Source organism: Evansella clarkii (genome assembly GCF_002019695.1).
Lineage (GTDB): Bacteria > Bacillota > Bacilli > Bacillales > Salisediminibacteriaceae > Evansella > Evansella clarkii.
In genome coordinates this window covers 2,480,430-2,493,432 of the sequence record NZ_KV917376.1, presented here as the reverse complement: position 1 = coordinate 2,493,432, position 13,003 = coordinate 2,480,430, and the positions used below count along the sequence as shown (strand labels likewise).

Here is a 13,003-nt window from a genome sequence, read left to right as displayed (position 1 = left end):
GCGGAAAAAATTAAATGACTGTAGAGATTTTACTGGTCCTGCTAGTAACAGGCACTATGCTTATATGTTTAATCAAAGAACTAGCCAGACCTGACCTCATCGTGTTCTGTGCTTTGGCCGTCCTGTTCGTCTCGGGTATATTGTCTCCCGCAGAAGCCGTCAGAGGATTTTCAAATGAAGGAATGCTTACAGTTGCTATTCTGTTTATTGTTGCAGGTGCAGTTCAGCAAAGCGGAATACTGACTAAAATGATAACGAAAGTAATTGGAACAGGAAAGTCCCCCAGATTTTCAATATTGAAGATGATGGTTCCTGTCTCTGGCATGTCGGCATTTTTAAATAATACACCAATCGTAGTTATGTTCACTCCGGTTATTCGAAACTGGTGTAAAGAGAGGAATATTTCCCCTTCAAAGTTTTTAATTCCCCTCTCTTACGCAACCATCTTCGGAGGCACGATTACACTGATCGGTACCTCAACAAATCTGATCGTCCACGGGCTTATGCTTGACAACGGTCTTAAAGGATACTCTATGTTCCAGCTGGCGGTAATCGGCGTTCCAGCAGCTCTGATAGGTGTCCTTTATATGTGTACGATAGGCTATAAACTACTCCCGGTTAGAACTTCTTCAGACGTATTATTTGAAAATACAAAAGAATATTTATCGGAATTAATTGTGGAAAAAAATTCATCTATTTCCGGCAAAACGATTGAAAAAGCAGGACTGCGGCATTTGAACGGCCTATATCTCATTGAAATTATCCGGAATGATGGAGAACGAATAGCCCCTGTTACTTCCCATCATAAGATTAAAGATGGCGACAGGCTTATATTTACAGGACTGATCTCAACTATTGTGGAGCTTCAGAATATGCGGGGCGTCAGGGTGGATCCTGGTTCTACTATTCAGCTCGAGGACCTGAAAAACGGAAACCAGGTTCTTCTTGAAGCAGTTGTGTCACACCAGTCAGGATTAATAAACAAAACAATCAGGCAAAACAGATTTCGCTCCCGCTACGGAGGCGGAGTCATCGCTGTGCACAGAAACGAAAAGCGAATTAACAATAAAGTTGGCGATATTATTCTTGAACCTGGAGATACTCTCCTCGTCCTTGCAGGTAGGGATTTTATAAAGCGCTGGTCCAGCTCAAAGGATTTTTACATTATTAATCCTGTGGACGGCCCTGAAGTAACGGATTCATTCAGAACGTCCATTGCAGTAATTGTCCTTGCCGGAATGGTATTGCTGGCCGCACTGGAAGTAATGTCTATGTTAAAGGCCGCAACACTCGCAGTTCTTATTTTGTTTCTTACAAGGACAATTGGCCTGGATTCCGCAGGGAAGTATATGCAGTTTAATGTGCTTCTGCTCATTGCCAGCTCTATCGGAATAGGGGCTGCCATAGAATCCTCCGGAACAGCATCTTTTATAGCTGGTTATATTGTATCTGCCACAGAAATATTCGGTGCAGTTGGTATTTTAATTCTTCTGTATTTAGTAACCAATCTCTTTACTGAAGTAATTACAAACAACGCTGCTGTAGTTATTATGTTTCCAATAGCCCTTGCCTCTGCATCATTAACAGGGGCAGATCCTCTTCCCTTTCTTGTAACTATTACAATTGCAGCTTCCGCCAGCTTTTCCACGCCGATCGGGTACCAGACTAACCTTATCGTCTATGGCCCTGGAGGCTACAGGTTTACCGATTATCTGAAAACCGGGATCGCTCTGAATATTATCTATCTCCTTGTAACAATTTCTGTGTGTTATTTTTTATGGTTGTAAGTGTTTGTTTACAACTAAAAGATACAAGGTATCCTGTATGAATCCAGAGGGGACAGTCTCCATTCAACGTAGGAATCGGGCACTTTCCGGAACTCAGAGAGGACAGTTACCGATCTCAATGTATGAATCGAACCCTTTCTGGAACTCACTCTATGCCTTCGATTCGCTCAAGGGATGAATCGCACTCACCAAAGAGAAAAAACCTCCGGCAGCCGCCGGAGGTTTCTCTTGCTTGTTTATGCACTTTCTCTGTCTGTAATAACTTCTCCATCTTTTGACTCAAGAATTGGCTTCTTGCCTTTGCTGACAGCTTCATCAGTTATAATACATTTTGCAATGTCTTCTCTGGATGGGAGGTCATACATAACGTCCAGCATAATGGATTCAATGATGGAACGCAGTCCACGGGCACCAGTTTTTCGCTCAATTGCCTGTTTTGCTACTTCACGGAGCGCTTCGTCGGTGAATTCAAGTTCAACGTCATCAAGTTCAAGAAGCTTCTGATATTGTTTAACAAGCGCATTTTTTGGCTTTGTAAGGATTTCAATAAGAGCCTCTTCATCAAGTGGCTGCAGACTTGAAATCACTGGCAGACGGCCGATAAATTCCGGAATTAGTCCGTAACGGAGCAGGTCTTCCGGCAGAATTTTTGCAAGGTACTGGCCTTCTTTCAGATCTTCCTGTGTTGTTTCTGATCCAAAACCAATAACTTTTTTACCAAGACGGCGTTTAATGATCTGCTCGATTCCGTCAAAAGCTCCGCCAACGATAAACAGAACATTAGTAGTGTCGATCTGGATAAATTCCTGGTGCGGATGCTTTCGTCCGCCCTGTGGTGGCACACTTGCGGTAGTTCCTTCAAGAATTTTCAGAAGGGCCTGCTGTACACCTTCCCCGGAAACGTCACGGGTAATAGACGGGTTTTCTGATTTACGGGCTACTTTATCGATTTCATCAATATAAATGATTCCCCGTTCTGCTTTTTCTACATCATAGTCAGCTGCCTGGATAAGCTTGAGAAGAATATTCTCCACATCTTCCCCTACGTATCCCGCTTCAGTCAGTGAAGTTGCGTCAGCAATTGCAAACGGTACATTCAGAATGCGGGCAAGCGTCTGTGCGAGTAGTGTTTTACCGCTTCCTGTCGGCCCGATAAGGCAGATATTACTTTTCGCAAGTTCAACCTCATCATTTTTCTGTGTGGAATTTACACGTTTATAATGGTTATAAACGGCCACAGATAACGTTTTCTTCGCCTGGTCCTGGCCGATAACATAATCGTTCAGAATCTCGCGGATTTCCTGTGGTTTTGGAATATCTTCCATTTCTACTTCTTCTTCAGTACCCAGCTCTTCTTCCACAATCTCAGTGCATAGCTCGATACATTCGTCACATATATATACGCCTGGTCCGGCAACTAGTTTCCTGACCTGATCTTGTGTTTTACCGCAAAAAGAACATTTAAGCTGTCCTTTTTCCTCGTTGAATTTAAACATTCTGTTCACCCCTTATACGAAATTGAGAACGCAACATCAAATATATTTATTAAATACTCCTGATTATATCGGTAATGTTATATGTTTACATTGTACGTTGCTGTCCTGTTTTTTAATCAGCTGTATACCATGTTTTTCAGGGAGCTGATAATTATTTTTGAAAAAAGTCCGGCTGGCAAAATCAGTTTTATAATTAAACCCTCGTTATTTTTACTGAAATAAAACCTGGAAGGACCTCCTTTACCTGCTTATAAAAATTGTATCATATTTGTTCTTTATTCTATAACAGAAACACTTATGATAAGTTAACACTCAAACACGTCCCGTTAAAATGGTTTCATCAGAGTATACCACAAAAGGAGACATGTCAAACAGTACAAGACTTTTTATGTATTTACTTACAGATTCGCTCAGCTTAATGGACAAGTTTCTTATTTACTAACTTTACCACATTGAGTTAGGAAATACCTTTTTTATTAATAAAGAAATTTCTTCAAAATTCGTTATTCTTTTCTAAATGAATCAATTTCATAATTCAAGATTTCCAACTTTAATACGAACATTATCTTAATAGGTTACTTTGTTGTTCGATTTGCGCTTCCGACGGACGCGTTCTGCGGGACCGGCTTCAACTAATTTTTGACGGCTGAACGCCGTCAAAAATGGATTTTCAGCTTTTCATGCTTTTCCCGCAGGAACGAGCATCTTCTTCACCGCAAATGCATCGAGTTGTCTCGAAGGATATTCTACGGAGCTAAGCTTGCAAAACTCTTTTTGCGACGAGTAACCGCAGGAGCAGGTCTCTTTTGCGACGAGTAACCGCAGGAGCAGAGGAAGAGACAGTCGCCGTCTTACACTGCAATGAAAAAGAAACATTCATCTTTTTTATACAAAGTCTATATATGAAATTCATTCAAATATATAAAAGCAAGGCATGAATATTCATGCCTTGCTCATATTACTCTGTATTATTCAGCAGTTTTACTGTTTTCTACAAGGAAATCGATAGCTTTACGGACTTTCAGATCACCTTTAAGTGTGTCTGCTCCGCCCTGCATAGCAAGGATTTGCTTGATTTCATCAGCAGAACGCTGATACATTTCTGCCATTTTTTCAATTTCCTGATCAACTTCTTCATCAGATACTTCAAGGTTCTCAGCTTCAGAGATAGCTTCCAGAGTCAGGTTCATGCGAACACGCTTTTCTGCATCATCATGGAACTGAGCTTTCATACCTTCTGCATCTGTCTGAGCAAACTGGTAATACATATCAAGAGTCATCCCCTGTGCCTGAAGGCGCTGTTCAAACTCCTGAAGCATGCGGTCAGCTTCTGTGTTTACCATTGCTTCAGGGATGTCTACAGAAGCATTTTCAGATGCTTTTTCCACTAATGCATCGCGCTTCTCAGCATCAGCCTGCTGCTCTTTAGATGTTTGAAGTTTTTCACGGAGATCTTTCTTAAGCTCGTCAAGAGTCTCTACCTCTTCGTTAACATCTTTTGCGAATTCGTCATCCAGTTCAGGAAGCTCTTTGCGCTTAATGTCGTGAACTTTTACTTTAAACGTTGCAGGCTTTCCTGCAAGCTCTTCGGAATGGTACTCTTCAGGGAATTCAACATTAACTTCTGTTTCTTCTCCTGTTTTTGCTCCTACAAGCTGCTCTTCAAAACCTGGAATGAACTGGCCTGATCCGATTTCAAGAGAATAATTCTCTGCCTGGCCGCCTTCAAAAGCTTCACCGTCAACGAAACCTTCGAAATCCATAACTACTGTGTCGCCGTTTTGAACTTCGCCTTCTTCTACAGCAACGAGTTCTGCATGGCGCTCCTGAAGCTGCTTAAGTTCTTCTTCTACGTCTTCATCTGAAACAGATACGTCCTGCGCTTCTACTTCAAGGCCCTTATAATCGCCTAGCTCAACTTCAGGCTTCACTGTTACAGTAGCTTTGAAAATAAGGTTTTCGCCTTTTTCCATTTGCTCAATGTCAATATCCGGACGATCAACAGGCTCAATTCCAGCTTCGTCGATAGCTTCTGCATATGCTTCAGGCAGGATGATATCAAGTGCATCCTGGTAAAGAGATTCTACTCCAAAACGCTGTTCGAACATTTTACGAGGTACTTTCCCTTTACGGAAACCAGGTACATTTACCTTTTTAACTACCTTTTTGAAAGCTTCATCTAATGCTGTATCCACTCGTGCACTGTCTACTTCGACAGTAAGTACACCGGAATTACCTTCTAATTTTTCCCATTTAGCTGTCATGTATCTTTCCCTCCAACATCAAAAAAATAATTCTTTTTCGCTTCTGTTTTTTACAGCCCTTCCATTATAACACACGATACTTTCATTTCAATGTACAAAGTATCGAATGTTTGAAAGATATGTAGTTTACTGCATTGTTTTGAAAAGGTGCGCTTCGATTGTTCTCATATGTATTACCGCTTTATTAACTTCCTCTGCTTGCGTCCTGTACCTCTGGGAGATTTGTTTCACTCTGTTTTTTTCGTTATCCATCAGCGACAGGCCCAGCACATGAAGCGCCGCTGCCCAGACACGGGCATCCAGAGGTGCCGGAGACTTGGGATACAAAGCAAATAAAAAATGCCACCACACCTGCTGTACCATTTCAAAGAGAGATGGACTTTCCTGGCCAAGTTCCTTTTCCAGTTCGTTTATTACTTGCGTACCGAACTTTTCATGGAATACATCTTCCAGGTCTTCAATTTTAACTTCATATGTATTGCCAAACTTATGTACTTCAAAGGTTCCCTTTACGTCCAGTTCCTTTAACGTCTGCAGCAGATAACTCTTAATAACAGGATTTTTATCTTTTTCTTTCAGGAAAGTCCGATAAGCATTCTGAACCTCTTTTGTGTTAAGCTGACTGAGCTTTTGTATAGCTCCCCACTGCTGATCTGTTTCTCCTTTTTCAAGAAGGTCGATCCATTCCTTTGTCGTACTCAGTCCTTCAATACTTTCTTCATCAATCTCATCCTCAAAGTCGGCAATTTCCGGGGAAGTCATCTGCCGGGCAAATTCCAGCAGCTGATAAAACGATTCCGCCATGTCCGCCGGAAGCCTTTCCTCTGACATAACAGATTCCAGGATTGTTTCAACTTCCTGATAGTCTCCAAGCTGTACGAGCAGGGAAACGTACACTTGAAGAACCTCGTAGTAGTTCCCAATGCCTTCCCGCAGCATTGATTCGCAATGACTCTTCGCTTCATTCAGTCTGTTCAGCTCTATGTTAGTAATCACAAGGCCATAGCGTGCCTGAGGGTGAGACGGCTCAAGTTCCGCAGATTGCTGAAAGTACCGCAAGGCGTCATAATACTTTTTCTCTTTTAAAGAAGACATGCCCTTTTCCACCAGCTTTGCTACAAGCCCGGGAAAGAGTATGACATTATCCTCTTGTCCATCTCCTTGCTTCCCCATTTGAGCGACCACCTTTACTAAACAATATACTCTTCCTTTCAGTGTACCAATACCATCTTTGAAAAACAAATAGTATAAAACTCACGTTAAATTATTTTTTATAAGTTACTATATACCCTATTAATAAATTTATTAAATGTATTTTATGGAATTTTGTAAATTACGGAATGTTAAGTGGATGTATAGTGAAGGCTGGAGGGTACTTAAGATGCTGAGATTTGCTGCTGCCTGTAAAAAACTTTATAGAAGGCAAAAAGGAACCTTCCTTTTTGCCTCCGATGATCATTTTATTCTGACGGCCTGTTAGGTCCTTCCAGTTTCTTATCGCCGTATCCCGGAGCCCGTTCCTCTTCGTGCCTTTTTTTCTGACTGCCGCCCCGCTGTATAGCTTTATTTTGTGTGTTTTTGTTATGCATATCGCTCATTATTAAGCCTCCTTATTTCGTTAACCCTTTCTGTCCTTAATATTTATTTAAAAAGGGCATTTTATGTGTAAGAATGAAAAAAGGAAATAAAAAACCTATTACAATATTTTGTAATAGGTTGCTTTTATGTATGGCGTCCCAGGAGAGATTCGAACTCCCGACCGACGGCTTAGAAGGCCGTTGCTCTATCCAGCTGAGCTACTGGGACAATGTATAATAATAATATTTAGTTTTTTTTGATCTGAAGCCAGATCCTATCCTGTCTCTTCCTCTGCTCGAGTCGCTTCGAAGTCTATCCGTCGAGACAACTCGATGGGTTTCGAAGAAGCGAAGGCTCGTAGCTGAGCTACTGGGACATTATAATGGAGCGGGTGATGAGAATCGAACTCACGACATCAGCTTGGAAGGCTGAGGTTTTACCACTAAACTACACCCGCATGTTTATTATGTTTAGACTTCAACTGCTTCTCCCGACCGGACATGTCTCTTCCTCTGCTAGTATTGCTTTGGAGTCGATACGTCGAGACAACTCGCTGCTGTTTCATGGATGCTTTGCTCGTGGCTGAGGTTTTACCACTAAACTACACCCGCATGTGTATTAATTTAAGACTTCTACTGTTTCTCTCGAGTAACCAACCAACCGAGCGAACAGGTTTTTATTATATCACAATTGTTTTAGCACCGCAACATTTTTTTGAAAGAAGCGGGGGACTGTTTCTCAACAGCGACATTTATTAATATAAACAATCCCCGCTCAAAAGTCAACACTTTCAGGAAAAAGTTTTTGATAGGTTTTCCTGTTTTTCCCCATCAAGAGAATAAAAAGTTACCTGCTTCCTATTCTCTTCAGCTTCCAGAATCACATAAGTGCCAACACTTACCTGTCTCGGCAGACGTACGCTTCCTGGATTGATTAATATCCTGCCTTCTCTTTCAACAGCAACCGGCACATGTGTATGGCCGAAACAAACGAAATGTGCTTCGTTTTCCTCGCCTTTATATACCAGGTTCATTTCTGACATTTTCACATTTAAAAGGTGTCCATGTGATACATAGAAGCGATATCCCTTCGCTTCTTTTACCATCTCTTCAGGAAAATCATTCCCAAAGTCACAGTTACCTCTGACAGTGTAGAGACCAGCAAGATTTTCGTCGTCTGCTCTTAGTTCAGAATCTCCACAGTGCAGAATTACATCTACCTCATCCTGATGACGTTCCACTATTTCTTTCACCTGGCTTGTCCAGCCGTGTGTATCACTCATAATAAGGGCTTTCATCCTGATCCCTCCCCAGAATATTTAGCCTGCTGCCCCGGTTATCCTAAGCCTTTCCTGATTAAAAATCCCCGTTTTCTTCTAATACCTTTAATGCATTTGCCCTGTGGCTCAGCTTATTCTTCTCTGACTTATCAAGCTCGGCCATTGTTTTATCTAAAGATGGCAAATAGAAAAGGGGATCATAGCCAAATCCATTTGAGCCACGAGGTTCTTCAGCAATTATGCCTTCACACGTCCCGCGGTAAGTTGCAGTATTTCCCCCAGGCACATAAACTGCGAGTACACAGACAAACCGAGCTGTACGCTTTTCAGCTGGCAGGCCCTGAAGCTCCTGTAAAAGCTTTTCATTATTTTTCTTATCGCTTTTTTCCGGTCCTGCAAACCTGGCAGAATAAATTCCTGGTTTTCCTTCCAGAGCGTCTACTTCAAGACCTGAATCATCAGCAAGCACCGGAGATCCTATCCACTTGCCAATCTCTTCTGCTTTTTTTACCGCATTTTCTTCAAAAGTCTGGCCATCTTCAACGACGTCAATATCTTCTTCTAAATCCAGAAGGGATTTCACTTCTATCCCTTTGTTTTGAAAAAACAGTTCAAATTCCCTTACTTTTCCTTTATTTTTCGTTGCGATAAAAATATGGTCTACCTTCATTCAGAGCCTCCCTCCCTGTTTCCAGCATCCTTTAAAGAATTCGTAGTCCCGTCGCCGGACTTCTGTTCAAAATACACTGCAGCAGACCCGATAGCTTCCTTCTGCATGGCAAATAATTCATTGATCCCTTTTTCAGCAAGTTCCATCATTTCATTCAGCTGAGATCGTGAGAAAGTAGCTTCTTCCCCTGTACCCTGAACTTCAACAAATTCTCCTTCACCTGTCATAATAATATTCATATCCACATTAGCACTTGAATCTTCTATATAGTTCAGATCGAGAACAGCGCCCTCTTTTTCATCAATTCCCACAGAAATAGCCGCAAGATAGCTTTTTACCGGCATTTTCGCCAGCGTTTCCCCTTTAATAAGTTTATTAAAAGCCAACACCATAGCTACGAATGCACCTGTGACGGAAGCTGTTCTTGTTCCACCGTCAGCCTGAATAACGTCACAGTCGATCCAGACTGTACGCTCGCCAATCGATTCAAGATCAACAACTGAACGTAACGCCCGTCCAATTAACCGCTGAATTTCCATTGTTCTCCCGGTAAGTTTTCCTTTTGATGATTCACGAATATTTCTCTGCTCTGTTGCCCTGGGCAGCATAGAATATTCCGCCGTTACCCAGCCTTTTCCCTGACCTCTCATAAACGGGGGAACCCGGTCTTCAATACTTGCGGAACAAATCACTTTAGTGTCTCCGAAGGATACAAGAACCGAGCCTTCAGGATGTTTTATATAGTCAGGAATAAACTCGACTTTTCTCATTTCATTTGCAGCCCTGCCATCATTGCGCATAATACCACTCCCTATGATTTTTCATTATGTGATGTGTAATTCCGCCTTTATGGAAAAAGGTGTTACTGTTATTTTTCAAGCAGTAATATGTATTTCCCTATTTCAGAAAAAAATGTCCCTCTGAAGGCAAAAAGAGGCAGCTCTATAAGCTACCTCCCTAATAATAGTACTTTAAATAGGTAATTTCAAATTGTTGTTAATGATTTTTAGTTAATACTCTCCAGCGTTAACTGCTTCAGGCCGGGAAACAGGTTCTGTAAGCATTTCCCCGCTGCTGACGAGCAGATCGCTCTCATCGTTTACAAGTACAGATACTTTTTCCACACCTTCCTGCTCAGTCAGTGTCAGAACAAGCATATTCAGGACATCCGGCGACATAGCACTCCCGTCAAGCTGGCCTAACAGGGCTTCATTGAAATTCACAGTTAATGTCCCATTCTTCAGCTCAGGCTCTTCGACTAACGCCGCCTCTTTCCTTATATCCGTAAGTAACTGAGTCATCATATCCGGGCCTTTTAAAAGTTCGTCAACGACTGCTTCATATTCATTCATACTTTCAGGTACACGCCGTGTTACAGGCACATAATAAGTATCCTGGCCTTCTGTCTGGGAAAGGAAATAAAGTACAACAGGTTTGGTCGCAGATATATCAGCCTGGCCGCTGATTTCCAGGTTAATCCCATGTCCCCGGGTATAGCCATTTCCTACCGGAGTACCATTTTGCGGCATTACATCAAGGTCTTCTCCATCCACTTTCAGCTTAAGCCTGTTTACATCCTCCAGCTGAGTCACAGTCCAGGTCAGGGACTGAAGAATCTGAAGTTCGCTGTCCGGATGGTAGTCGTTAAACTGCCTGGAAAAATCAATGGTCGCTGTTCCATCGGCAGATACTTCCGTATCGAGTATTTCCGTTCCTGGCGGCAGGACTGCTTTAAATCCATTTGGAAGCTTTTCCGTCACAGGACCTTCCTGAACGAGATGGCTCACCGCCTGCTGAAGCTCATTATCTTCCTTAGGAACATTAAGGCTTTGCGGTGCTACCAGCCCATTTTTATCTACGAGATACAGTTCAAGCATCGCAGTTTCCATCACAGGGCCGCCTTTTTCTTCCGCTTCTCCTGCTTCTGTCTCTCCATCTCCCTCACCGTCTCCATCAAGATCCGTCACACTGTCTCCGATCATCCCTTCATCATTTTCAGCTTCACCTGTCACATCATTTTCTTCACCTGCTGCTTCCATTTCCAGCTCCAGTTCCAGTTCTTCATCATTATCAATATAGTTTATTTGCGGCGGATCAACTTCATCGAGGACTTCCTCAACTGGGTCGGATCCACAGGCGCTTAGTGTAAAGGCCGCAACAAAGACGAGCCACCACACAGATTTCAGCTTAAAGCGACGCATCGTATTCCCTCCTTGGCAGTTTGTACTACCATATATACGAGCCGTCATCAGTTTTAGACCAGCTGATTATTTTTTTGAATAAAAAAGAAGGCCTCTCCAAAAGAATCAGCCCCTTTTGGAGAGGTCCTCTTACATTACCTGTAATTTCTTAAATTACTATGGTAACCTGACAAATTAAGTTCCTTTACTTTCATATCAGGCATAGACAGCCATTTCGATGCCACCTTTTTGAACCTGTCACTTGGCCCGGTGGAATAAAACAAGTAAGAAGGAGGGCGTTTCCCGCTGTTTAACGTATTGCGGTAATACAGCCGTGAGCTCACTTCTCTTGCTGTTTCATCTCCGGAACTGATCACTTCAATTTTCTCCCCTGCCACTTCCTCAATCACAGGCGCCAGCAGCGGATAATGAGTGCATCCAAGTATTAAACTGTCGATATCCGTAGCCAGTATCGGTTTTAACGTTTCCCTGACAGTTTCAACAGCAATCGGCCCTTCAAGTATTCCCTGCTCAACCATAGGCACGAATGCAGGGCAGGCAAGGCTCTCGACTTTAATTTCCGAGTTTATCTTAGCAATTTCCGTTGGGTAGGCAGAACTGTTTATCGTTCCTTCCGTCCCTATGACACCGACATGGTCGTTTTTAGTAGCCTTTAATGCAGCTACAGCTCCTGGGTGAATTACTCCTACTACAGGAATGGAAAGCCTTTTTCTAGCCTCGTCCAGTACTACAGCAGTCGCTGTATTACAGGCAATTACAAGCATTTTAATTTTGTGGAAAAGAAGGCACTCAATCATTTCCCACGTATATTCTCTCACCTCTTCAACCGGCCTCGGTCCATATGGACATCTGGCGGTATCACCAATATAGATGATTTCTTCTTTTGGCAGCTGTCGAATCAATTCAGAAACTACGGTCAGTCCCCCGACCCCTGAATCAATAACTCCTATTGGTTTATCCACTGATTTACTTTCCTCTCTCTGAATATACAGTTTTATCAAAAAGGAGAGATTTCACAAGGTAATTCAGGATTTAAAAAGATTTCCATGTTTTCGCATCCCGTTTCATTTCCTCGTTCAGGAAACGCAAGTTCTTTTCCATAAAATCTACATCCTCCTGAGAGAAATTTTCCAGAACTCCCTGTAAATACGCCTGGCGCTGATGAATTACTTCTCTGATAATTACAGCCCCTTTATCGAGTAAGTGAATCCTTACTACCCGGCGGTCATTAGTATCCTTTACTCTTTCAACTAAATCATTCTTTTCCATCCGGTCAATTAAATCCGTTGTCGTACTGCAGGCAAGGTACATTTTTGATGATAATTCACCAATCGTCATATCACCATATTCATGGAGCCACTGCAGTGCCACAAATTGAGGAGGGGTAATCGGGAATTCATTTAAAATTTCTCTTCCTTTTTGTTTTACAATATCAGAGATCATTCGTAAAGACTTTTCTATCTTTGCTACTTGGTCCATCTTAACTGTTTGTTTTTGATCGGACATGTTGAGTCCCCCCTTTCGATAAGCGAAATACCAATACTTTTATTTTCCTAGTTTTTTGATAGAAATTCAAGTATTACTCCAATATTCTTCTCTTTGTTCAAAAATATTTAACATTTGCAGCATACAATTCATTATCCTGATAACAGCTTTACTAAACAATAATACCCAGAAGCACTTATCTGTGAATGGTCCTTCAGGGAAAAACTCCCCTGGCAATGGCAG

11 protein-coding genes and 2 tRNA genes are annotated in these 13,003 nt (G+C 42.1%); 1 reads left to right on the top strand and 12 read right to left on the bottom strand.

The genetic code is table 11. The features are described from left to right. Positions 1-14: 14 nt before the first annotated feature. The gene (locus BK582_RS11325) at positions 15-1,787 is read left to right on the top strand and encodes an SLC13 family permease (RefSeq protein WP_078595138.1); all 1,773 of its coding nucleotides are present in this window, start codon (positions 15-17) and stop codon (positions 1,785-1,787) included. A 236-nt stretch (positions 1,788-2,023) separates the two neighbouring features. Here BK582_RS11325 and clpX read toward each other — a convergent pair whose 3' ends face one another. From clpX to BK582_RS11270, 12 genes are all read right to left on the bottom strand, one after another. Continuing rightward, positions 2,024-3,283 (bottom strand): ATP-dependent protease ATP-binding subunit ClpX, encoded by a 1,260-nt coding sequence (gene clpX / locus BK582_RS11320; RefSeq protein WP_078595137.1) that lies wholly within the window; start codon positions 3,281-3,283, stop codon positions 2,024-2,026. A 968-nt stretch (positions 3,284-4,251) separates the two neighbouring features. After that, the gene (gene tig / locus BK582_RS11315) at positions 4,252-5,547 is read right to left on the bottom strand and encodes a trigger factor (RefSeq protein ID WP_078595136.1); all 1,296 of its coding nucleotides are present in this window, start codon (positions 5,545-5,547) and stop codon (positions 4,252-4,254) included. Between the two features lie 126 nt (positions 5,548-5,673). Then, on the bottom strand, positions 5,674-6,720 hold the full coding sequence (locus BK582_RS11310; RefSeq protein WP_078595135.1) for a tetratricopeptide repeat protein: 1,047 nt from the start codon (positions 6,718-6,720) through the stop codon (positions 5,674-5,676). A gap of 287 nt (positions 6,721-7,007) precedes the next feature. After that, on the bottom strand, positions 7,008-7,145 hold the full coding sequence (locus BK582_RS26960) for a hypothetical protein (protein ID WP_167553080.1): 138 nt from the start codon (positions 7,143-7,145) through the stop codon (positions 7,008-7,010). 131 nt (positions 7,146-7,276) lie between these two features. After that, positions 7,277-7,353: transfer RNA gene (locus tag BK582_RS11305), tRNA-Arg, on the bottom strand. A gap of 155 nt (positions 7,354-7,508) precedes the next feature. Further along, a tRNA-Gly gene (locus tag BK582_RS11300) sits at positions 7,509-7,582 on the bottom strand. 333 nt (positions 7,583-7,915) lie between these two features. After that, positions 7,916-8,422 carry a metallophosphoesterase family protein gene (locus BK582_RS11295; RefSeq protein ID WP_078595134.1) on the bottom strand — a complete coding sequence of 169 codons (507 nt, stop codon included), beginning with the start codon at positions 8,420-8,422 and terminating at the stop codon, positions 7,916-7,918. A 58-nt stretch (positions 8,423-8,480) separates the two neighbouring features. After that, positions 8,481-9,074, bottom strand: a complete 594-nt coding sequence (locus BK582_RS11290) for an XTP/dITP diphosphatase (protein ID WP_078595133.1) — start codon at positions 9,072-9,074, stop codon at positions 8,481-8,483. Next, positions 9,071-9,874 (bottom strand): ribonuclease PH, encoded by an 804-nt coding sequence (gene rph, locus BK582_RS11285; RefSeq protein WP_078595132.1) that lies wholly within the window; start codon positions 9,872-9,874, stop codon positions 9,071-9,073. Before rph ends, BK582_RS11290 begins: the two co-directional genes overlap by 4 nt. A gap of 210 nt (positions 9,875-10,084) precedes the next feature. Continuing rightward, positions 10,085-11,275, bottom strand: coding sequence for a GerMN domain-containing protein (locus BK582_RS11280; RefSeq protein ID WP_078595131.1), 1,191 nt, complete (start codon positions 11,273-11,275; stop codon positions 10,085-10,087). A gap of 134 nt (positions 11,276-11,409) precedes the next feature. Continuing rightward, a complete protein-coding gene (gene racE / locus BK582_RS11275) occupies positions 11,410-12,237 on the bottom strand; it encodes a glutamate racemase (RefSeq protein WP_078595130.1) in 828 nt (275 codons plus the stop codon). Positions 12,238-12,307: 70 nt separating this feature from the next. Beyond that, positions 12,308-12,781: a MarR family winged helix-turn-helix transcriptional regulator gene (locus tag BK582_RS11270; protein WP_078595129.1), complete on the bottom strand. Its 474-nt coding sequence runs from the start codon at positions 12,779-12,781 to the stop codon at positions 12,308-12,310. Positions 12,782-13,003: the final 222 nt, after the last annotated feature.